Origin of the sequence: Aliiroseovarius pelagivivens, assembly GCF_900302485.1 — a bacterium.
Taxonomy (GTDB): Bacteria; Pseudomonadota; Alphaproteobacteria; order Rhodobacterales; family Rhodobacteraceae; genus Aliiroseovarius; species Aliiroseovarius pelagivivens.
Map to the genome: position 1 here is coordinate 240133 of NZ_OMOI01000001.1, position 22166 is coordinate 262298.

General features: G+C 56.5%; 23 protein-coding genes. 11 read left to right on the top strand and 12 right to left on the bottom strand.

From position 1 onward, the window contains the following. Positions 1-79: 79 nt before the first annotated feature. Entirely contained in the window at positions 80-751 is a 672-nt protein-coding gene (locus tag ALP8811_RS01220; protein WP_181363662.1) for an FkbM family methyltransferase, read from the top strand. Positions 752-805: 54 nt separating this feature from the next. Here ALP8811_RS01220 and ALP8811_RS01225 read toward each other — a convergent pair whose 3' ends face one another. From ALP8811_RS01225 to ALP8811_RS01270, 10 genes are all read right to left on the bottom strand, one after another. Then, complete coding sequence (locus ALP8811_RS01225) at positions 806-1444, bottom strand: 50S ribosomal protein L25/general stress protein Ctc (protein WP_108855380.1); 639 nt, start codon at positions 1442-1444, stop codon at positions 806-808. Between the two features lie 122 nt (positions 1445-1566). Continuing rightward, the gene (locus tag ALP8811_RS01230) at positions 1567-1956 is read right to left on the bottom strand and encodes a hypothetical protein (protein ID WP_108855381.1); all 390 of its coding nucleotides are present in this window, start codon (positions 1954-1956) and stop codon (positions 1567-1569) included. Position 1957: 1 nt separating this feature from the next. Further along, positions 1958-3046 (bottom strand): EscU/YscU/HrcU family type III secretion system export apparatus switch protein, encoded by a 1089-nt coding sequence (locus ALP8811_RS01235; RefSeq protein WP_108855382.1) that lies wholly within the window; start codon positions 3044-3046, stop codon positions 1958-1960. Beyond that, entirely contained in the window at positions 3046-3819 is a 774-nt protein-coding gene (locus ALP8811_RS01240; protein ID WP_108855383.1) for a flagellar biosynthetic protein FliR, read from the bottom strand. Before ALP8811_RS01240 ends, ALP8811_RS01235 begins: the two co-directional genes overlap by 1 nt. Beyond that, positions 3816-5840: a flagellar biosynthesis protein FlhA gene (gene flhA, locus ALP8811_RS01245; protein WP_245924632.1), complete on the bottom strand. Its 2025-nt coding sequence runs from the start codon at positions 5838-5840 to the stop codon at positions 3816-3818. Before flhA ends, ALP8811_RS01240 begins: the two co-directional genes overlap by 4 nt. Positions 5841-6092: 252 nt before the next feature. After that, positions 6093-8291 carry a hypothetical protein gene (locus ALP8811_RS01250; RefSeq protein WP_146183973.1) on the bottom strand — a complete coding sequence of 733 codons (2199 nt, stop codon included), beginning with the start codon at positions 8289-8291 and terminating at the stop codon, positions 6093-6095. Then, positions 8288-9157 (bottom strand): flagellar motor stator protein MotA, encoded by an 870-nt coding sequence (gene motA, locus ALP8811_RS01255; RefSeq protein ID WP_108855385.1) that lies wholly within the window; start codon positions 9155-9157, stop codon positions 8288-8290. The genes ALP8811_RS01250 and motA overlap by 4 nt, the downstream gene beginning before the upstream one ends. A gap of 71 nt (positions 9158-9228) precedes the next feature. Beyond that, the gene (locus ALP8811_RS01260; protein ID WP_108855386.1) at positions 9229-9837 is read right to left on the bottom strand and encodes a MotE family protein; all 609 of its coding nucleotides are present in this window, start codon (positions 9835-9837) and stop codon (positions 9229-9231) included. After that, a complete protein-coding gene (locus tag ALP8811_RS01265) occupies positions 9834-10259 on the bottom strand; it encodes a hypothetical protein (RefSeq protein ID WP_108855387.1) in 426 nt (141 codons plus the stop codon). Before ALP8811_RS01265 ends, ALP8811_RS01260 begins: the two co-directional genes overlap by 4 nt. Before the next feature lie 11 nt (positions 10260-10270). Then, positions 10271-10771, bottom strand: a complete 501-nt coding sequence (locus ALP8811_RS01270; RefSeq protein WP_108855388.1) for a flagellar basal body-associated FliL family protein — start codon at positions 10769-10771, stop codon at positions 10271-10273. Positions 10772-10898: 127 nt separating this feature from the next. Here ALP8811_RS01270 and fliF point away from each other — a divergent pair, with 127 nt between their 5' ends. The 4 genes from fliF to fliP are packed head-to-tail and all read left to right on the top strand — an operon-like array spanning position 10899 to position 14197. Then, the gene (gene fliF / locus ALP8811_RS01275) at positions 10899-12542 is read left to right on the top strand and encodes a flagellar basal-body MS-ring/collar protein FliF (RefSeq protein WP_108855389.1); all 1644 of its coding nucleotides are present in this window, start codon (positions 10899-10901) and stop codon (positions 12540-12542) included. Then, positions 12539-13165, top strand: coding sequence for a FliH/SctL family protein (locus ALP8811_RS01280; protein WP_108855390.1), 627 nt, complete (start codon positions 12539-12541; stop codon positions 13163-13165). Before fliF ends, ALP8811_RS01280 begins: the two co-directional genes overlap by 4 nt. After that, positions 13158-13448: a FliM/FliN family flagellar motor switch protein gene (locus ALP8811_RS01285; protein ID WP_108855391.1), complete on the top strand. Its 291-nt coding sequence runs from the start codon at positions 13158-13160 to the stop codon at positions 13446-13448. Before ALP8811_RS01280 ends, ALP8811_RS01285 begins: the two co-directional genes overlap by 8 nt. Positions 13449-13465: 17 nt before the next feature. Further along, entirely contained in the window at positions 13466-14197 is a 732-nt protein-coding gene (gene fliP / locus ALP8811_RS01290; RefSeq protein WP_108857372.1) for a flagellar type III secretion system pore protein FliP, read from the top strand. 47 nt (positions 14198-14244) lie between these two features. Here the strand turns inward: fliP and ALP8811_RS01295 are convergent, their stop codons facing one another. Further along, positions 14245-15411 (bottom strand): alpha-hydroxy acid oxidase, encoded by a 1167-nt coding sequence (locus ALP8811_RS01295; protein ID WP_108855392.1) that lies wholly within the window; start codon positions 15409-15411, stop codon positions 14245-14247. Positions 15412-15599: 188 nt separating this feature from the next. Between ALP8811_RS01295 and ALP8811_RS01300 the strand changes: the two genes are divergently transcribed. From ALP8811_RS01300 to ALP8811_RS16530, 5 genes are all read left to right on the top strand, one after another. Further along, positions 15600-16667: a Hint domain-containing protein gene (locus tag ALP8811_RS01300; protein WP_108855393.1), complete on the top strand. Its 1068-nt coding sequence runs from the start codon at positions 15600-15602 to the stop codon at positions 16665-16667. A gap of 151 nt (positions 16668-16818) precedes the next feature. Next, entirely contained in the window at positions 16819-17439 is a 621-nt protein-coding gene (gene rpsD / locus ALP8811_RS01305) for a 30S ribosomal protein S4 (protein ID WP_108855394.1), read from the top strand. A gap of 180 nt (positions 17440-17619) precedes the next feature. Continuing rightward, on the top strand, positions 17620-18741 hold the full coding sequence (hisC, locus tag ALP8811_RS01310) for a histidinol-phosphate transaminase (protein ID WP_108855395.1): 1122 nt from the start codon (positions 17620-17622) through the stop codon (positions 18739-18741). Continuing rightward, a complete protein-coding gene (locus tag ALP8811_RS01315) occupies positions 18738-19655 on the top strand; it encodes a prephenate/arogenate dehydrogenase family protein (protein WP_181363664.1) in 918 nt (305 codons plus the stop codon). The genes hisC and ALP8811_RS01315 overlap by 4 nt, the downstream gene beginning before the upstream one ends. A 345-nt stretch (positions 19656-20000) precedes the next feature. Then, complete coding sequence (locus ALP8811_RS16530) at positions 20001-20507, top strand: extensin-like domain-containing protein (RefSeq protein ID WP_306418700.1); 507 nt, start codon at positions 20001-20003, stop codon at positions 20505-20507. 4 nt (positions 20508-20511) lie between these two features. On the opposite strand, the gene ALP8811_RS01325 is transcribed toward ALP8811_RS16530, so the two are convergent. Further along, positions 20512-21513 (bottom strand): DUF2125 domain-containing protein, encoded by a 1002-nt coding sequence (locus tag ALP8811_RS01325; RefSeq protein ID WP_181363665.1) that lies wholly within the window; start codon positions 21511-21513, stop codon positions 20512-20514. 72 nt (positions 21514-21585) lie between these two features. On the opposite strand from ALP8811_RS01325, the gene ALP8811_RS01330 reads away from it, so the two are divergent. Then, positions 21586-22125: a gamma-glutamylcyclotransferase gene (locus tag ALP8811_RS01330; RefSeq protein WP_108855399.1), complete on the top strand. Its 540-nt coding sequence runs from the start codon at positions 21586-21588 to the stop codon at positions 22123-22125. Positions 22126-22166 lie beyond the last annotated feature (41 nt).

A 22166-nucleotide genomic window follows, 5' to 3' on the forward strand; every position in this document is an offset into this window, starting at 1 on the left:
GGCCTGATCCGGCGTGGCAATTCCCCCACGTGATCGGCCATCCAAGGAGAGCAGCATGCCGCAATTCAAACTGGATGGTTTGATCCTGAAGATCCCTCGTAAGTGCATGAACTCCAACATACGGGAAGCAATTGATCGCGGGTGGTACGAACAGAACGAATCCCGGGCTTTGAAACGGCATCTCAAACCAGATGATCGCGTTCTTGATCTTGGTGGAGGTGCTGGTTTCGTCGCGCTTCAAGCTGCGCGGGTAGTTGGGGCTGAAAATGTTACCGTAGTCGAGGCAAGCCCTGACATGTTCAAGGCCATTGGCGACAATGCGGTGAAGAATGAGCTTGGTGCATTGCAGGTCATTCAGGGCGCTGTTGTGCCCGACAGTTTTTCAGACGAAACCATTACATTTGAAGTCTTTCCCGGTTTCTGGGCCTCATCAATCTCAGAGGATGGAGGGAAGAGAAGGAAAGCTTCAAAACTGGTCACAGTTCCTGCGTTGAAGTTCCGGGATCTACAGAAGCGTTCGCGGCCGACCGTCATCTCGATGGATATCGAGGGCGCAGAGCGAGGTCTCGCCAGCTGCAAATGGTGGCCCGAGACACGCATAGTCATCATGGAGGTTCACCCGGAACAATTTGGCCTTCATGCATTGCGCCAGTTGATCATGGACATGTTTTCAAATGGTTTCGGTTGGATGCCGTGGGGGACGCGCGGCAGCGTTCTTGTGTTCGAACGACTTGACGAAGCGCCTAGCTGACAAAAAAACGGGACCCCGAAGGATCCCGTTTCGCAATACCTTTTCAGGTGGTGCTTATTCTTCTGCAGCGACTTCTTCTTCAACTGCTTCCTCACCAGCGTCACCGTCATCCGACGAGCGCAGCGAGCTGGGTGCCGAGATGTTGGCGATGACGAAGTCACGGTCAACAGTGGTCTTGGCGCCTTCCGGCAGGTCAACGTCCGAGATGTGAATTACGTCACCGACGTCTTTGCCAGTCAGGTCAACAACGATCTTTTCAGGGATGTCGCCAGCCAGAACGTTCAGCTCGACTTCCGGACGCACGATGGTCAGAACACCACCGCGTTTCAGGCCGGGGGCTTCTTCTTCGTTCTCGAAATCAACGTGGATGAACAGGCTGATCCGGCTGGTGCGGCGCAGGCGCATCAGGTCCAGGTGGGTCGGCAGGTCTTTGACAACGTCACGCTGTACGTTGCGGCAGATCACGCGGACATCTTCCTGACCGTCGACTTTCAGGTTCCACAGGGTCGAAAGGAAACGACCGGCCTTCAGCTTTTTGAAAAGCTCGTTGAAGGGGATGTTGATAGCGAGCGGATCAGCGCCACCACCATATACGATACCCGGTACCTGGCCTTCGCGGCGAGCTTGACGAGCGGCCCCCTTGCCTGTCCCCGTACGTACCGTGGCTTCAAGATTCGGAATCTCACGTGCCATTGGTTTTCTCCATAATCAAATAGGTGCGGGAATCCTCCAAGGGTGTAAGCCCCGCAGTGAAGCCGTGCCTATAGACCGGATCGGGTCAGTTGAAAAGGGAATTGTGCGGTTTCAGCGAGGTTTTATTGGTGTTCCACACGTCTGCGCAGCATGTTGCGTACATCCGCTGTCCTTTTTGCGCGAATGGCATTTAAGGCGGCGTTTCGCCCGAAGGCAAGCCGGGTGTCCGCCATCCGCTCTTCATGGTCGGCACGGGCTTGCGCGAGCAGGATGTTCAACCGGCCCAGTTGCATCCGAACCTGCTTTTGCCATTGATCGAAATGCCCGCTGGATAGCGCGGGATTCTGGCCTGTATCTGCGTCCAATCCCGGAAGCTGGTTCAGCCGTGTTCTCAAATCCGCGATTTGACTTTCAAGCGCCGCGATCTTCGTAGCTGTGCCCGAAAGCTCGGCCATTGCGCGGTCGAGTGTCAAAGCTGTCAGGTCTGCTAGTTGGGAAAGCGGGTCTGCCATCTTAGGTCCTTAGCGAATTTTTCGCGCGCTGGCGCATGTTTTCGGCAAATCGAATGGCTGCCGCCACGGCCTGATACTGATCCGGTGGGACTTCGCTGCCAATCTCGACCGTGGCATGCAGAGCGCGTGCTGTGGGTGGATCACGATGGATTGGGATGCCGTGCTCCGAGGCGACCTCGCGGATGCGGGCGGCGATTTCGTCCACGCCTTTGGCGACGCAGACGGGCGCTTCGCCGGGCAGGCGCGACCATTTTAGAGCAACCGCATAGTGGGTCGGGTTGACAACGATCACATCGGCATCGGGCACATCCTGCAGCATCTGGTTGGTGGCGATGTCATAGGCCCGCTGGCGCCGCTGACCCTTCATATGCGGATCGCCTTCGTTCTGCTTTATCTCGTCCATAAGCTCTTTGTGGGACATGCGGTTCTTGCGCAGGTGTTCCTGTTTTTGCCACATGAAATCGATCCCGCCGATGACCAGCGCCACCAGTAGGACGATGGCAAAGAACTCGACTGAAAGGTCCAGCAGCAGCACGGATACCATGCTGGGGTTCAGGGCAAGGGCCGCGAGCATATCGGGCAGGTTGATCCAGATGAACATCCCTAGAATGACGCTGTAGATCGACAGTTTCACGAAGCTTTTGAAAAACTCGAACAGGCCCGAGCGCCCGAACTTGTTTTTTGCGTTTGAAAGGGGCGAAATCCGGTTCAGCTTTGGCATCAGCTTTTCGGGTGAGACCACAAAGCTCTGGGTCACGACGGTCAATCCCAAGACCGCCACCATGGGCATGAAGAGCCAAGGTATCAGGTGCCATGCGATCGAAGTGACGGCATCTGCAAGGACGGGGCCTCCTCGGCCCTGAAAGGCGTTGTGGGCAAGTTGATCAGACCGTTCCAGAAATGTGGCAAACACGCCCCCAAGCCCTGTCATGGTCGAGGCCCCCACCGCCGCCGCAAGCAACAACAGAACCAGATAAGACATCGCAGTGTTTAGGTCCGAGGACCGCGCGACCTCGCCCCGCTTTCGGGCGTCATCCAGTTTCTTCTGGGTTGGTTCATGTTGCTTGCTGTCGTCGTCTTCACCGGCCATCACCAACCTCCGAACGGGTCAAGCAACAAGGCTTCGAACGCGCGCTGCCAAATCGGCAGCAACACCGGCGTGGTGAGGGCCAGCAAGATCAGACCGCCCGCCGTAATGGCAGGGGCACCGACAAAGGCCACCATCAGTTGCGGCATGGCGCGGTTGATGACGCCAAGGGCCACATTATAAAGCAGCGAGACGATCACGAAGGGCGCCGCCAGCGCAAAAGCAAAGCCGAAGCTGCGTGCGATATGCGCGATGCCCCAGTCTGAAAACCCAAGAGGGTTTGGCAGGTCTCCGACGGGAAAGATTTGATAAGATAGGATAAACCCTTCAACAATTCGCACGTGTAGCCCCAACATAACTGCCAAAGCCAGACCCGAGATCGTCAGGACATGCCCGATGGCAGGTTGCGGGTCCGAGTTATTCCCGCCCATCAATTGTGCAAGCGATGTTGATTGCGCTGCGATGCTGCCGGCGATCTGCAATGTCATGATCGCCAGACGCAAGACGATCCCAAACCCAAGCCCGATAATTGGTTCGCTCAGCAGAAAAGGTGGGGGTGTATTCCCTGTTGTAGCCGAGTTGATTTGGCTTGCAACGGCGGGGGCGACGATCACGGTAAAGGCAAGTCCCAGCATCAAGCGTATCCGAGCAGGCACCATGGTTTCCCCAAATGCAGGCAGCAGCGCCATCGCTGCGCCCACCCGCAAGAACACGACAAAACCCAGCATGAAAAACGCCTGCGCCTGATCCATGATCTGTGCCAGCTGAGCATTCATGCGGGCACCAACCCGACCAGAGAGGGCCTGGCCTCGGTTCCGATTTCTTCGAAAGAAAGAACGGGATTGGCGATTCCCTTCGCTGACAGGACGGTGCGAAGAAAGCGACGTCGGCGAGATGAGGTGACAACGGCAGGATAGATACCGGTTTCCCCCGCTCGTGCGATCTTGTCTGCCACCGCGTTGGCTAGGCGGTTGAACTCTTCCGGGGGTAGGGCAACCTCGCCCCGATCCGGATCGAGCTGATGAGACTGAAAGCAGGCCTCCCATTCTGGGGCCAGCTGTACCAACGGGATCGTGCCGTCTTCGCGCTTCAGCTCGGCCAAAAGTTGGATGTTTAGCCGTTGACGGACGTGGTCGCAGATGGCTTCGGGCGTGCCGAAAACGGCGCGCGCTTCGGCCACGCTTTCAAGGATGACGGGAAGATTGCGGATGGACACACGCTCTTCCAGCAGCAGACGCAAAACCGAATGCAGCAGATCAAGCGGCACCTTGTCAGGGACCAGCTCGTCGAGAAGGCGGCGATTGGCCTCGGCCCGGGTGGGGTCCGAGAGGTTCACGAACTCGTCCAGCAGCCGCCGCAGCGCCTTAAGGCCCAGCAGGCGAGGGAAATTTTGCTTCATCACCTCAAGAAGATGCGTGGCCAAGACTTCGGTCGGCGAGACAACGGCACAACCGGCCAGCGCGGCCTGTTCCTGATCGCCATCCGCAATCCAGCGTGCTGGCGCCTGATAGACGGGCTCCAGCACATCTTCGCCCTCGGGCAATTGGGTGTCATCCCCGCTGAGGATGATCAGCGCTTTATCCGGAATAAGGCGGTTGCGCGCTTGCTCGACCCCCTGAATTTTAATCGTATAGGTTCCAGAGGGAAGCGATCCGTTATCGGTCAGTCGGATCTCGGGCAGGATCAAGCCAAACGCACTAGCGGTATGGTTGCGAATGCTGGAAATGCGGGCGTCCAGACCAGTGGCCGGATCCAAAACCATCGCTACCAGATCGGCTGCGAATTCCACATGAATATCGTCCAGATCAAGTATATCACCAATGCTTTCCTGGGGCGGTTCAGGGGTGCCATCTTGCAGTTCTTGCGCGTCTGACACGTCAGTGGCTTCTTGTTGCTTCGCAGCCCACCAAGATGCGGTTCCCAAGGCAATCGCGCCTAAGATGAACGGCACAAAGGGCAGGCCGGGAACCAGCCCAAATAGACCCATCAAAAAAGCCACAGTTGCAAGGGCCGATGGGTGTTTGCCAAACTGCGAGAACAAGGCCAAATCGGTCGAGCCCGAGGTCCCCCCGCGCGCCAGCAACAATGCCGATGCTATCGAGATGATCACAGCTGGGATCTGTGTGACCAACCCGTCTCCGACTGTCAGAATAGCGTAGGTTTGAAAGGCTGCTGAGATGTCCATCCCATGGATTACGACCCCGATTATCAGCCCCATAACCAGATTCAGGAAGGTGATCAGAAGTCCTGCAACTGCATCCCCTTTGACGAATTTTGAAGCGCCATCTAGTGACCCAAAGAATGTTGTTTCGGCCTGTTCCCGCTCGCGCCGCGCCTTCGCTTCAGTATGATCGATCGCCCCGGCCGCCATGTCGCTGTCGATGGCAAGTTGTTTGCCGGGCATTCCGTCCAATGCAAAGCGGGCGCCGACTTCGGCCATGCGGGTTGCACCCTTGGTGATGACGATGAAATTGACGATCAGAAGTACACAGAACACGACCAAACCCAGCAGGATGCTGCCGCCCATGACAAAACTGGCAAAACCCTCAATCACGCTTCCTGCCGCTGAGGTGCCTGTGTGCCCGTTTCCTATGATCAGTTTGGTGGAAGATACATTCAGCGAAAGCCTGAGCATCAACGACGCGAGCAACACCGTCGGAAAGGCCGAGAAATCCAGCGGGCGCTCGATAAATAGAGTGACCGTAAACATCAATATGGCCAGAGCGAATGACGCGGCTAGGCCCAAATCCAGCACCCAGGCAGGCATGGGAAGGATCATCATCACGATGATGGCCATCAGGGCGAGTGCGAGCAAAATGGTTGGGCGAAAGATCCCTTGAATGCTTTTCAAAATCGTCACCGGCCAGAGCAGGGATGATCGTTTTCACCGACGCTTTCGCGTTGTGATGTCCGACATTTGGGGCTGCCCGAGGAGGTGAGTTCCAAACCTAAATCGCGTCGGGGTTGGGGTGTCCGAGGTATGACCATAACTGCGCACTTCTTGCTGCTGAGTTTTGTGTCAACGTATAGGTTCACGCTTAATGATCAGTTACCTCGCGCCATCAATGCTTGGAAACATGTTTAGCAGTTCGTTAAGTGCCGTGCGTGTTTCGCTACTGCCATCCAAAATACCTTGATAGGTTTGTAGACGAGTTTGGGAGTCGCCCATAAACGGTGACGTTTCCAATGACAGGATCTTCTGTACCTCTGCGGGGATGGGGTGATCTGAGTTGTTCAGTTTGTGCCATACATCCGACGGATTGTTCGCAGGCGATGAAGGCAATGAGTTGCCATCCGGATTGATGCTCTTATCTAAGGCGATCTTGCGAAGAGAAGAGGCGTTGTCGCTGGTAAGTCCGGTAAGGTATCCGAGCGCGACCTTCGGCTTGTCTTGCGCAAGGGCGACTTCTGCCAAAAACTCGCGCGCAGTCCTAGAGGGTGTATCGTCACCAGATAGAACAAGCCGTCGTGCATGCTCGGGAAAGCCCAGTGTTCTCAGGCGTTCAGCCATCATGAGCCGAACTTCTGCAGAGGTGGTCCCCCAATCAGTCCGTGTTAGAAGGTAGATCAGGAATTCTGCATCCGACCCAAGTGACACAAGATAGCTGCCTGCATCATCCAGATGTTTGGCCTGTACGGAGCCATTGGGTGGATTGTCCAACAGCTCAAACGCCTGAGCAAAACGACCCATATGGAAAAGTGCGCGAATATGAAGTTGCCGCAACTCGTCTCCCGCCCTGCTTTCTTTGTGCTCGAAGGCGACAGACGCAAGCAAGGTAAGTTCGTGATCCGAAATACCTCGGTCGTTCTGCAGTTTGCTTTTGATAAGTGCCAAGATCGCAGGCTGAGTTTGCGAATGATCCTCTTGAATCATGTCGGTAAGCCGTTGTTCTCCCTTCTCTACCTTACCCTCTGCAATGTCGATATCGGCATCCAAAACAGATGCCGCGCCCGACGGAGCCAGAGCAGATCGTGTGGCAATATTGCGGATTTCAACGGCAGTTCCGACGCGCCCTGAATTTAGAAATTTTCTGGCAAGTATCGGTGCCAGATGTGATCGAAGGTGGGGGGGGAGCTCTGAAAAACTTCTGAGAATGGCCTTTGTGTTAATCTTGTCTTCTATGGTCGGTTGGGCAAGCGCGGCCCACATGGCGCCGCGAGTGTTGCAGATGAGCTGCGAATCCCAGTCAGCGTGAGACTTGGCTTCTCCGAACTCAACAACCTCGGCCATCATGCGAAGGACGGCGCCATCTCCCATGTCGTCACCGTAATTCTCCATTAGTTGCAACGCTTCAAGTCCGAATGTCATGTAGATTTTCTGCCGGATATGCGACACTAAACGGTCCATATCAGGGCGATCAAACTCTCCCAGAAAATCCGAAGATTCAAAGACCGGCGCATTGACTTCAGAAGTGTAGACACCCCAACGGGCGATATCGAACTGCTGGTCGGGTAGGCAGGGCTGACTTGTGCTTGCAGGTTCGCCACCGCCAAAGTGATCAGCGCGTGCCTGCTCGACGGCGGTTTGCATCCTCACTTGGTGCTCGGGTGAATGCGGAATCAGCTGCGTTTCCAGCGTTGGTTCCGTCGTGTCCGCTGGGTCCGCATTTCGAAGGATATCTGGTGGATTTATGTTTGCGTCGATCAGGCCTTGAGACGCGGCGCGCGAAAGCTGGCTTAGGAGTTCCTGTTTGTCGAGCTGCGGTGTTTCGCTGGCCGTCCCGGAGTCTTCAGCAGCCGAAGCGCCCGAAGGCTTGTCTTGGTTGTCGATCATTTCACTCTGATCAGCGGCGGCGTTTAACAGTGGTAGAGTTGCGCGTTGTTGATCGACATTCATAGTACGAGGCACGGGAAAAAATCTGGAAGTTGTGCTTGGTATGTTGTTCGGATCTGGCCCATCAACGATATCAAGCACCAGTTCTCCAGTTGATAGCCGAAGTTCTTTGATATGGCAGTCACATCCCTTTTGGATGTCGAGCGCTCCGCTTTTTGTAGGGGTTAGTGTGCGAACGCGCGTGCGCCCAATCAAGTCAAACGCGCGTGACAGATTGTAACCTGTGACATCTGGCGAAAGGGACAACAGATATCCCTCTTTTGTTTTTGATATCTCGAACTTATCGGCGGGTTTTAGATAGAATACCAGCCGTGTGAACGCTTCATGTTCGCCGGATCGAACGGCGACATCGCGTGCTAGTGCAGGCATGGACATTAAACAGATCGCTGCAAATAAAAACGCCTGGTTTCTCATGCGGCAGCTTTCTTGAGCTCTTTCAACGCCTCTTCCAGATCGTTAAAGCTGGGGCGATGTGGGCCCGGCGTGTTCTGGCGTCCCACTTCGATGCAGATGTTGACGGAATGATTGTAGAGATTGGCGACCAGAACTTCGCGAATAAGCTGATAGAAGTGCGCTTCTTCTTCGGTCACAGACTTCACTTTGGCTGAGAACGGTCCAACCAGACCATAAGCTAGAAAAACCCCTAGAAATGTCCCTACCAAAGCTCCGCCAATCATTTTGCCCAAAATTTCAGGCGGTTGATCAATGGATCCCATGGTTTTGATCACGCCAAGTACAGCCGCAACGATGCCCAGCGCCGGCAGACCATCGGCCATCGATTGCAGCGCGTGACTGGAATGCAGCGCATGATGCAGATTGGCTTCCATTCGTTTTTCCAAAACTTCCTCAACCTGATGAGGGTCATCGTAGTTCATGGATGCAGAGCGCAATGTGTCGCAGATCAGTTCGATCGCTTCACTGTCAGCAAGAATGTTGGGGTAGCGCTGGAAAATCGGACTGTCTTCCGGGCTCTCGATATGCTCTTCCAATGCAACAGCATTCTGGCGCGCCTGTCGGATAAGTTCGAATAGCAGGCAAAGTAAATCGCGGTAGTCGTCTGGTTTCCATTTCGGCCCCTTGAAGACTTTCTTCACATCTTTGACGGTGTGTTTGATGGAAGCCATGTCATTCGAGATCACAAACGCACCCGCAGCAGCCCCCCCGATCATCGTAAATTCAAAGGGAAGTGACTTCAGAATGATCCCCATCTTGCCGCCTGCAGCAAGATAGCCGCCAAACACCATTACAAAAATCAGGGCGATACCAACGAAACCAATCATAATGCACCTTTGCTAGTTCAAGCTTGGACATCCGAGTCTTCTCATGGACGGGTTAATTTCTGATTATTGGCTTATTGTGTTGGGACAGCGGCATTCCGCCCGGCCAATACGACGCTGATGGCATAGGAGATTTGGGGGTCGAGACCCGCCATGATTTGCGCAGCCGGGAGCGGTTTCATTTGAGCTATGAAGCCTGCGGCGAACTCGGGATCCATTGCTGCGAAAAGTGGGATTGCCTGTTTTGGCTTCATGTTTTCATAAAGAATTGTCAGGTGTGACAAGTCATCCGCCGCGGCTGTTCTGGCCATCGCCATGGTCGCGGCAAGAGTTTCTTCGGCTTCGGTCAGCTCTTCAAGTTTTGAGGTAACGCGATCCTCAGCAAGGCGTAGTGCTTCATGGCGATGTGCAAGTTTTTTCTCACGCTCTTCCAACGCGGCTTCACGTTCCTGCAAAGCAGCGAGAACCACGGCAACATCCTGTGGCTTGGGTGCTGGGAATTCCGCACTTGTATCGGCCGAGGTGTCAGAAAGCAGCTTTGTCAGGTCTTCTGCGAAAGCGGCCGTTATTGGGCCCAGTCGCAAGATGCCGGATGTAGCCAGAACCGCCGCAAACAGTACGAGAATACCTCTTGTACGCAGTTTAGTGCGCAGCTTGGAAATCTTGGTTGGCGAGGTGCTCATTCCGCTGCCTCCATGACGCCGTGGCGCAAGAAGACCGGAATGCCAGGATTGGGTTCAGGGTCGGCCAAACGCGTCGAAGCGAATCCGCTTTGTTGCTGGCTGTCTTGCATCGGCTCGACATGGCGTTGTTCCGTTGGCTCGGGCAGGTCATGAAGGCTGGCCATCATCAGTTCTAACTTGCGTGCAGATGTTTCGGCGCGCTCTGTCAGTTCCGTTAGAATAGCCGCGCTTTGGCCGGCTGCAGACTGTGCATGGTCCAGAGTTTTTGTCATATCATCGACCTGTGCGCTCAGCACTGCGACGGCCCCGCCCATGCCATCCCGCAGATTGTTGAATCGCTTCAGGCGTCGCGACAGGATCAGGCAATAAAGAGCGGTGCCGAATGCTCCTAGCCCAAGGATGAAGTCTGCAATCAAGTCCATATCCTTACTCCCTAGTTAAGTACGAATTCGAGGATCAGAAGGTTACGTACGCGCCCATCACCGGTAACCAGCTGAATTCGACGCAGCATTTGCGCACGCAATTTTACCAAGGAATGAGGGTCTTCCAGCATTGCCGTGTCCACCGCGCGCAAGTAGGCGTTCAGCACGTCCACAACGCGTGGCTTCAGCCTCGTCACGTCGTCTTCGTAGTTCGGTTCGACTTCAAGTGAGGCGCGAAAGCGTAGGTGGCGGTTGCGTGTATTCGGTCCAAGCGAGATAACAAGCGGGTCAAGCTCGACAAAACTTACGGCGGGCAGTTCTTGCACTTCGGCAGCAGGCTCGTCTTCCGTTTCGGGCGCGGGATGCCCCCCGATCAGCCCTGCATAGGTTGCATAGAAACCGCCGCCGCCCAGCAGCAGTGCGCCAACCAGCCCAACCACAAGACCCTTTTTGGATTTCTTGCCTGAAGCCTCGTCCTGTTCGGTTTCTGTGGTGATGTCTGCCGCCGACATGTGATCTCCGAATCCAATTTCACTGGGTTGATATAATCCGATGGGCACTAACCAATTATTAAGGCCGATCAGGGAGAACAGGTTGACATGACGGGGGTAGAAGCCCGCTCGAATAAGGAGTTACGTCTTGCAGCAGTTGATCTCGGTTTGGGAGGCGATGGACCTACGGAGAAGGATCATCGTGATCGCCGCGACATTAGCCATGTTTTTGGCGGTGATCGGCCTGTCTCGTATGGCTACAAGCACGCAAATGACCCTTCTCTATGCGGGTCTCGAAAGCAGCGCTGCTGGCGAGGTTGTGCAGGCTCTTGATGGTCGCAATGTCGTCTATGAAATCCGGGGTGACTCGATCTTTGTTGATGCAACACGCCGTGATGCGCTTCGCATGACCTTGGCGAGTGAAGGCTTGCCCGCAAATTCGGGCAAGGGATACGAACTCTTGGATGGGCTTAGTGGGTTTGGCACAACGTCGCAGATGTTTGATGCCGCCTATTGGCGTGCCAAAGAAGGGGAACTGGCGCGCACGATATTGGCCAGCCCCATGGTACGCAATGCGCGCGTGCATATTGCGAATGCGTCGAGCAAACAATTTAGACAGCGAAATGATCCTACCGCCTCGGTTACGTTGACGACGGCCAGCGGGACGCTGTCCTCACAGCAGATCAAAGCGTTCAAGTTTCTTGTTGCATCGGCTGTGCCAGGTCTTTCGCCCGACAAAGTGTCAGTCATCGACAGTCGTGCAGGCCTCATGGGGGCGGAAGATCTTGCGACTGGCGGGACTGCTGCGACGCAAGATCAGGCAGAACGTCTTAAGCAGAACGTCGAGCGTCTGTTGGAAGCGCGGGTTGGGTTTGGGAATGCTGTGGTCGAACTGAACCTTGAAACGGCGACCGAGCAAGAGCAGATCCGTGAGCGGAGATTTGACCCAGAAAGTCGTGTGGCGGTGTCGACTGACACATCTGAAAGCACGAATGCAGCCAATGACAGCGAAACGGGGGGCGTAAGCGTCGCGTCGAATTTGCCGGATGGAGACGGCGCAGCCGGTGGCGGATCATCATCGTCGAATAACTCGGAAACACGTGAGCGTGTGAACTATGAGGTGTCCGAAACCACGCGCGAAGTCCTGAAATCTCCGGGGGCGGTGAAACGTTTGACGGTTGCTGTTCTAGTCGACGGCATTCGCACGACGTCGGAAGATGGAAGCACTGAATGGGCCCCACGCCCCGACGCCGAACTGGAAAGTCTGCGTGAACTGGTGGCTGGCGCGGTCGGGTTTGACGAAACGCGCGGGGACGTTATCACCATGAAGACCATGGAGTTCGAGCAGATCGAAGCTGCGGGCAGTGCGCCATCATCGAGGTTTCTTGGCGACCTAAATATTGATGCCATGTCTTTGATCAAGCTCGTGATCCTGGCGATTGTCACTCTTGGACTTGGGCTGTTTGTTGTGCGCCCCATGCTGACTGCTCAAGCCGCATCACCGGCGATCGAGCCGATTGGAAGTCTGCCTGCGATTGGAACACCGGATGCCAGAGCGAGTACCGGTGAAGCCCCGGTTGGTTCGGCTGACGCATTGACGCAGTCGCAAGCCGCGCCGCCAGCTTTATTGGCCGAGACATCGCCAGCGGAAAAACTATCTAGCGTGCCCACATTGGCCGAATCCGAAAACGATCCGGTCCAACGATTGCGGGATCTGATTTCCGAGCGCCAAGCCGAAACGGTCGAGATCCTGCGTGGGTGGATGGAAGAAGATGAGGAGGTCACGGGATGAGCATTCGGTTCGCTCTTGAAGACTTCGGCGATGGATTGGGTGCGGTTGGGCAGTCGCACGCAAGCGCCCAGATCACGCTGAGCCGCGCTGACCTTGAAGTGCAGTTAGAGGCGCGCAAACTGGAAGGGTACGAAGCAGGATATCAATCCGGGTGGGATGATGCCGCGAAGTCCATGGACGAGGATAGCGCGCGTGTACAATCTGAATTTGCCCGAAACCTGGAAGATCTGGGATTTACTTATCAAGAAGCGCGCAGCCATGTCCTATCGTCCTTGGAACCGCTTCTGAACCAAGTGCTTCAGGTCGTGTTGCCCAAGGCGATTGACGAGGCTATCGGCCCAATCGTGTCTGAGGCAATGATGCCCTTGGCGGCGGAAATGGCCGATGCGCCTATTGATGTGCTGGTGTCGCCAGGAAGCCGACCGACGCTTGAAGCATTTCTACAGGGTGTGAGCTCGGTCCCGTTTGAGATTTTCGAGAAAGATACGCTGCCGGATGGGCAGATTTATCTGCGTTCTGGGGAAAGCGAATGCCGCGTGGATCTATCCACCGCCGTGGCGCGCATCTCGGACGCTCTAGACGCATTGTATCACGTGAATGAAAAGGCGTTTGATCATGGCTGATCCTATATCCCAACCTGAACTGGAAACCGACACAAGCCCCTTCGCGCGGGTTCCGATCGAGGTCACGATCTCGGTTGGGGTGGCGCGCCCGACGGTGAAAGAGCTGTTGCAGCTGAGACAAGATGACGTGTTGGCGCTGGACAAGCGGATAGAAGATCCGGTGGATCTTTATGTGGGTGACAGGCTGATTGGGCAGGGTGAACTTGAGGAAATCGAGGGTGACCCAAATGGACAGATTGCTGTTCGCCTGACCAAACTGGTCGACCTGAAATCAGGGCTGTAACGTATATGCGCGCGTGGATGACAGGGCTGAGCTGGCTACTGGCTGGTGTTTTCTGGATTGCTTCCGGAGATGCAGGGCTGTCGCAGGATATTTCGATCTCGTTGGGTGACGACGGATCACTGGCCACGCGCACGATCCAGATTTTCGTGTTGGTCACAGTGCTCAGTCTTGTGCCGGGGTTGGCGATCATGATCACGTGCTTCCCGTTCATTGTGACGGTACTGTCGATCCTGAGGCAAGCGATTGGCTTGCAGCAATCACCGCCCAATATGCTGATCATCAGCCTTGCGCTGTTCCTGACTTACTTCATCATGGAACCAGTGTTCATGGAGGCCTGGATCAAAGGCGCGCAGCCCTTCTCGGAAGGGCGCATGGATATAGAGCCAGCATTTACAGCCGCGATCGAACCCTTCCGCATCTTCATGGCCAATCGGATTGATCCTGACACGTTTACCCATTTGGCGACCTTGCGTGAGGAAACCGTGGGCGTGGACCTAAGCAACAGTTCTCCTTTGTCGCTGCTGGTCCCGTCATTCTTGCTATCCGAGGTCGAGAGGGCATTTCAGATCGGCTTTCTGGTCTTCCTGCCGTTTCTGATCATTGATCTGGTGGTTGCGGCCATTTTGATGTCGATGGGAATGATGATGGTGCCGCCGGCCATCGTCTCGCTACCGTTCAAACTGGCCTTCTTCGTCGTCGCCGACGGGTGGACGCTGATTTCCGGAGCCTTGGTCCGCAGCTATTTCTAGCGGCTGGCCAAACTGGTGTCGGCCAGCCCGCAGGTCATTTGCGTCAATCAGTCTTCCCAGTCGCCCGAGAATCCCTTGGGGATGCGCAGGATTTTCCGGTCTACCTTGGTGATATCCCTGTGGCCACAGAAGGCCATCGAGATATCCATTTCCTTGTGCAAAACCTCGAGCGCGCGGGTCACGCCTTCTTGTCCCATGGCGCCCAGGCCATAGGTGTAGGCCCGACCGATGTAGGTGCCCTTGGCGCCCATCGCGATGGCTTTCAAAACGTCCTGACCGGAACGAATGCCACTGTCGAGATGTACTTCGACCTTGTCGCCCACCGCGTCCAGAATTGCGGGAAGGGCCCGGATCGAACTGAGCGCGCCGTCCAGTTGCCGCCCTCCGTGGTTGGAAACGATGATGGCATCCGCCCCGGCGTTTACGGCGGCGATGGCATCCTCCGGTTCCATGATCCCTTTGACGATCATCGGACCGTTCCACATCTTTTTGAACTGCTTGATGCGATCCCAGTCCAGTGATGGATCAAAGGCTTGCGCGGTCCAGGTGTGCAAAGATGACGGGTCCTCGACCCCTTCTGCATGACCCACGATGTTGCCGAAGAAACGACGCTTGGTGCCGAGCATCCCCAGACCCCATTGCACCTTTGTCATCATATCGGCCACAGATTTCACGGTCAGCTTGGGTGGGGCGGACAGTCCGTTTTTCAAATCCTTGTGGCGCTGGCCCAGTACCTGCAAATCTACCGTCACTACGATGGCCGGGCATTTTGCGGCGCGTGCGCGGTCGAACAGACGACGCATGAAATCGTCATCTTTCAGAGTGTAGACCTGAAACCAGAATGGGGCGGTGGTGTTCTCGGCCACATCCTCGATCGAGCAGATCGACATCGTGGACAGGGTGAACGGCACGCCGAATTCTTCCGCTGCCTTGGCTGCTTTGATTTCGCCGTCTGCGCATTGCATGCCGGTCAGGCCCACAGGCGCCAGAGCCACCGGCATCGACACATCCTGCCCCAGCATGGTTGTTCGGGTTGAGCGGTTGTCCATGTCCACCGCGACACGCTGACGGAAATAGATCTTGTCAAAATCCGAGGTGTTCTCGCGGAACGTCTGCTCGCTCCAGCTGCCACTTTCGGCATAGTCATAGAACATTTTTGGGACGCGGCGCTTATAGATGCGGCGCAGATCTTCGATTTCGGTAATGACGGGCATGGCGTGTTCCTGAGAATTGGTAAGAAATTATTACCAATTTCACGTGCGTCGTGCAAGAGGTCGTTTCGATTGCCTCTCTCACGCCACGAAAGAACGGACTTGTTACCCTTCTGCGACAGCTGGCGCGCGTAGATCATAAAACGCTTATCAGGGTGATTCGCCCGTGGTACTCTTCAAAAAAAAATATAATGGCAGGTATAACCATGAATATGGGCTACGAAGGAACATTCGTAATTTCATGGGCGCAAACGAAGGTCAATTTGACCGACAATGCGCCTTTGCAAACACTAACCGCAGGATCAGATTGGCAATGGAGTGGAGAGGCGCTGCGCGTCGACTGCACGCGAGAGCTCGCGCTGTTGCAAAATGTCGGTGACCAAGTTGATAACAGGCGACGCGCCGCCATTTTTGCGCACCAGCTTGTCGGGGCCGCTACCATTGGTGCGGCCGGTCTTGAATTGCTGGCAGACGATGACCCCAGACTGAATGTCGGCTTTGAAGTCACGGATGGGTATGAAAGCTATCGTGTGTCGTTGGTCGTGTCGCCAAACGGGGGGTGTCCCCTTTTGGTTTTCGCTGGGGCTATGCCGCGTGCGAATACAACACTGCGCGTCGTGCGTGCCAATATGGTTGCAACGCAGGAAGATTTGCTGACCGAACAGCCCTCTGGTGTCGCTGTTCTTTCCGAGGGCACCCGCGTGCGTACGCCTTCGGGCGAATGCGCGGTCGAGGAGCTGCGCGAAGGCAGCGTGGTTCTGACCCGCGAACATGGTGGCCAGCCTGTTCTCTGGGTGGGTCAGCGCCACGTATCCGAGGTGCGCATGATGGTTCATCCTGAAACCAAGCCGATCCGTCTGCGGGCAGGCGCCATCCGGTCGGGACAACCGGATTCTGATTTGCTGGTTTCACCGCATCAACAGATCCTTGTATCCGGCATGCGAGCGCAGCAGCTGGCCGGTCGTGATGAAGTTCTTGCCAGCGCCGCGGATCTGGTCGATGGAAGCCTGATCACAACGGACCGGAATGCGTCCGAGATCTCATTCTATCAGGTCCTTCTAGGGCGGCATGAAGTGATCTGGGCCAATGGTGTTCCGGTTGAAAGCCAGCATCCTGCATTTGCTGATTTGGATACGACAAATGCAGAGCATCGCGCCCGCCTGATGAGCCTGTTTCCACAGCTTGATGGCATGGCCGCTCGCAATGCTCCGGCGCCTTATGAGATTCACGATAATTTGGTGCAGATGGGCTTCGCCTAGGCGTTGACTCTGCCGCCCATGGCGCTATAAGCCCCAAGTCCGGTCCCGCGAGGGGCCGGTTTTCATTGGTGTTGGTGGACCTCGCAAGAGGATCCCTGTCAGGCGCAAGCCAGAGGACAACGCCCTTCATAACTTAGAAGGAGATCAGCAGATGACCAAAAGAACTGCTGCCAAGTACAAAATTGACCGCCGTATGGGCGAAAACATCTGGGGACGTCCGAAGTCGCCGGTAAACCGTCGCGAATACGGCCCCGGCCAGCACGGCCAGCGCCGCAAGGGCAAAATGTCGGACTTCGGTCTGCAGCTGCGCGCCAAGCAGAAGCTGAAAGGCTACTACGGCGACCTGACCGAGAAACAGTTCCGCCGCATCTATGGCGAAGCCGAGCGTGTTAAAGGCGACACCGGTGAAAACCTGATTGGTCTGCTGGAGCGTCGTCTGGACGCTGTTGTGTATCGCGCCAAATTCGTGCCGACCGTTTTCGCTGCACGTCAGTTCGTGAACCACGGCCACGTTAAAGTTAACGGCCAGAAAGTGAACATTCCTTCGTACCGCGTCAAAGAAGGCGACGTCATCGAAGTGCGTGACAAGTCCAAGCAGATGGCTCTGGTTCTGGAAGCTGTTGGTCTGGCCGAGCGTGATGTACCTGACTACATCGAAGCTGATCATTCGAAGCTGACCGCCACCTTCACCCGCACCCCCGGCCTGTCGGACGTGCCTTATCCGGTGATCATGGAACCGAACCTCGTGGTCGAATTCTACGCGAAGAACTAATCTTCGCCGAACCGGAAGAATTCAGAAGGGCCGCGCAAGTCGCGGCCCTTTTTTTGTGCTTCTAGCAGCAACATGCGGCCAATTTACAATTCTATTTGAAAAATTCGACCTTACCCAAACATCGCTGGTCTTGAATTTGGACTGGGTCTAAAACCGCGTTTACGAAGGAAAGGCCAAGTCATGACGAAACCTGTCCCCCAGCCGGGGATCATGCAGATCAAGCCCTATGTAGGCGGTGCCTCGGGCATCGACGGGATGTCGAATGTGATCAAGCTCAGCTCGAACGAGAACCCGTTCGGGCCAAGCCCGCTTGCCGTAGAGGCATTCCAAAAGGCAGGTCATGCGCTGCATCGCTATCCGAACACCGACCATGCCAGCCTTCGGGCGGCCATTGGCAAGCTGCACGGGCTGGATCCCGAGCGGATCATCTGTGGTGTCGGTTCGGACGAGGTGATTACCTTTCTCTGTCAGTGTTATAGCGGCCCCGAGACCGAGGTGATCTATACCGAGCACGGGTTCTCGATGTACAAGATCTCGGCCCTTGCGGCGGGTGCGACGCCGGTGATGGTGCCGGAACGCGAGCGCATGGTGGATGTGGACGAGATCCTGAAGGCGGTGACGCCCCGGACCTCTCTTGTGTTTGTGACCAATCCGGGCAACCCAACGGGCACTATGGTTAGCCGAGCCGACCTGTCGCGCCTTGCGCGCGAGCTTCCAGATGGCGTGTTGATGGTCATTGATGGCGCATATGCCGAGTATGTCGAAGGCTTTGATGGCGGAGCCTCGTTGGTCGAAAAGTTCCCGAATGTGGTCATGACGCGCACATTCTCGAAGATGTACGGCCTTGGTGGGCTGCGTATCGGTTGGGGGTATGCGTCGGCCGAGGTGATCGGGGTCCTAAACCGCGTGCGTGGGCCATTTAACCTGTCGATGCCCCAACTTGATGCTGCCGAAGCCGCGTTGGGCGACCATGAACATGTGGAACGCTGCCTGCGCGAAAACACACGTCTGCGGGCGTGGCTGGCCGAGGCTTTGGCCGCGCTGGGCGTGCCATCTGACACCTCTTGTGCGAATTTCATTCTTGCGCGCTTTGCCGATGCGGACGAGGCGAATGCCTGCGACGATTTTCTTCAAAGCGAAGGTATCATCGTGCGCCGCGTGGCCGGATATGCGCTGCCCAATTGCCTGCGTATCACGGTTGGGGATGAAGCATCCTGCCGCCGTGTCGCGCATATGATCGGGCGATTCAAAGGCGTTACACCCGCCACGGATGACAGCAATGCGGAAGAGGGTGCATCATGAGCGTGGTTTACCAACGTGTGGCCCTGATTGGCCTTGGCCTTATCGCGTCGTCGATGGCGCATGCGATGCGACGCGGTGGGTTGGCTGGCGAAATCGTTGGCACCGCCCGTTCGGCCGAGACTCGCGATATCGCACGCGACGTCGGGTTTTGTGACCGTATCGTGGACACCGCCGCCGAGGCCGCAGAAGGTGCGGATCTTGTGGTTCTGGCCGTGCCCGTTGGCGCGATGGGGGCCGTCGCGCAAGAAATCGGCCCAGTGCTGAAAGCCGGTGCCACTGTTACGGATGTGGGCTCGGTCAAGGGTGCCGTGATCGAAGCCGTGTCGCCACACTTGCCCGAGAACGTCCACTTCATCCCCGGTCACCCGCTTGCCGGGACCGAGCACAGCGGTCCGCGGTCTGGCTTTGCCGAGCTTTATGACAACCGCTGGTGCATCCTTGTGCCGAACGGCGCAGACGAGGCCGCAACACAGCGCCTGCGTGATCTCTGGCAGGGGATGGGCGCGAATGTCGATATGATGGATGCGGATCACCACGATCTGGTTCTAGCCGTCACCAGCCACGCCCCGCACCTGATTGCCTATACGATGGTGGGTGTAGCCGATGATCTGGGTCGCGTGACCGATACCGAGGTTATCAACTACTCGGCGGCAGGTTTCCGCGACTTTACGCGTATCGCCGCATCTGATCCGACCATGTGGCGTGACGTATTTTTATCCAATAAAGAGGCGACCTTAGAGATCCTTGGCCGCTTCACGGAAGAGCTGTTCGCCCTGCAACGTGCTATCCGCACGGGCGATGGGGATCACCTGTTTGATTATTTCACTCGCACCCGAGCAATCCGCCGTGGCATTATTGAAGCCGGGCAGGATACGGATGCGCCCGACTTTGGACGTTCGACCAAACACGAATAGGCTGATTACGAGGGTATGATGAGGCGTTCCGTTCGCGGCAGGTTTGTCTGGCAGGCAGGGGTGCTCGCCCTTGTGGCTTTTGTTGGCGTTGCGAAGGCTGAATCGCTCCGGCCAGAACCGCGATCCGTTGCAGCGGATCAGCCCGCGCGGTCGACGTCAATCCGTCCCATGGCGCGTCCGGCGTTGACGCCTCTTGTGCTGTCACCTGTACAGCCGACCGTGCCAACCAAGCTTGCTGTGGCAACGTCGCTGCGCCCCGTTAGCCGTCCAAAGGGTTTTTCCCGTAAAATCGCTTCTTCGACGCCTACGCCCGCAAAGTCAGGGCGTCGTGGCCGGATTTGTGGTGTGAATGAGATCAAGGGGCAGGAGATTTCAGCCGTCCCGGGCAAGATCAGTGGGTGCGGAATCTCCTCGCCGGTGCGTGTGACCGAGGTGTCTGGCGTCAAGCTTAGTCAGGCGGCTGTGATGGATTGCACAACGGCCAAAGCACTGAACAGTTGGGTGCGCAATGGCGTTTTTCCGGCTGTCGGGCGTTTGGGTGGCGGTCCGTCATCGCTGCGCGTTGTTGCGCATTATGCCTGCCGCACCCGTAACAACAAACGCGGTGCGAAGATCAGCGAACACGGCAAGGGCCGCGCGGTCGATATTGCAGGTATCCGTTTGAAAAACGGGGCCGAGCTGTCGGTGCTGCGTGGCTGGCGCGATCCCGTTCAGGGCAAGGTGCTGAAAAAGATGCACAAGGCTGCCTGTGGCCCATTCGGAACCGTCCTTGGCCCGAATGCGGACAAGTATCATCAGGACCATTTCCATTTTGATACCGCCCGCTATCGCAGCGGCGCGTACTGTCGCTGACCCCTTATCGGATCTTGATGATGGGGGCCGCGCCGATGGGAATGGGGCCAAGGAACACCGCCCCGCCAGATAGGCGCAGGGTCACATCCAGTGTTTTCGAGTTGCCAGACAGTCCAGCAACGAACTGAAGCGCGCCGGTCACCGTGCTGACCAATTCGGGCGCGATGGCGCCGGATGCTTCGGCGATCTCGATCATCTTGCGCCAGTTTTTGGCTTTGATGGCGACTTCGCCTGTGGGAAGGCCACGTTCATCGACGTCTACGGTGCCAACGGCCTTCAGCCCCAATTCACCCCATGTCGCGTCAAACTCGTCCAACGTGATCCGCGTGATCTGTGGGCGGGCATTTTCGATGGCATGCCGGTCCCACGGTCCGGTGAAGTCGACACTGGCGTCCAGCAGGGCGCGTTCGAAAACGGGCGGAAGCAAATCCCCACCGGCGAATCCTTGGATGAACGAGGAAGCGGGCAGCAGGCCAGTTGCTTCGAAATGAATATCGTGGCGATGCGGCGCGACCGAGGATTTTCGCGTTGCGATCTGCCCGGCCTCAAGCCCCGCGGTCCAACCAGCATTGGATTGCATGGTCAGCCCCTCGATCACGATCGAACTGCGATCCAACGGCAGGTCGGGGCTGGGGTCAAAGACCAGCGATCCCTTGAACGTAGTTGCTTCAAAGGTGATGTTCTGCTCGGGCGAAGACAGAACCTGCTGACCGGGCCAAACGGCAATCACGTGATTGGGTTGATAAGACAGGGCAAGGATCTGAAATTCATCAGCGCGCCATGCCAACCCGGTATCCGGATCGGCCAGCTCTAGCCCGGTGAAGATGGTGTCGAACCGGTTGGGAAATCCGCGGGTCGAGACATCCTGCGCCTGCGACACCCAGCCATCGGCGCGACGATCTTCGATCCAGGTATTAAATGCGCCTTCGACGCCCTTTGCGCCGATGAACCAATACCCGGCCCAAAGCCCTGCCAGAACCACTGCAATCACTACCAGCTTACGCATCTTCAATTCCCTTTTTGCACGATACATGCTTATAGGCGTGTGTACTGCGCGAAAGACGGAAGGGCGAGTGAAATGAGCAACGGTGATCTTTGGGTTTTCGGCTATGGCTCGTTGATGTGGAACCCCGGCTTCGACCATGACGAAGCGCTGGTGGCCACGTTGCCGGACTATCATCGCAGCTTCTGTATGCGGTCGATCCATCACCGTGGAACCGAAGACCATCCCGGCCTGGTTTTGGCGCTGGACGAACTGACCGGTGCGCATTGTCAGGGGCTGGCCTTTCGCGCCCGTCCCGGCACCTATGACCAGACCATGGCCGACCTGCGCGAACGCGAGTTAGTCTCCTCGGCTTATCTGGAGAAACGGCTGATGATCGACCTGCGCGATGGCCGCCAGGTCGAGGCCGTGACCTATGTGATCGACCCCGATCACGTGCAATATTGCCAGATTGAATTGGACGAGCAGGCTCAGATCATCTCGACTGCTGTTGGGGGCAGGGGCCCAAATACCGAATACCTCTACAACACGGCAAGCCACCTGACCGAGCTTGGAATTGAAGACGATGATCTGTCTTGGTTGTCGCGTCAGGTCCGTACGCTGACGGGTGCCTGAATTCCACCGACAGAAAGCTTGGCAGAAAATAAAAACCTGCC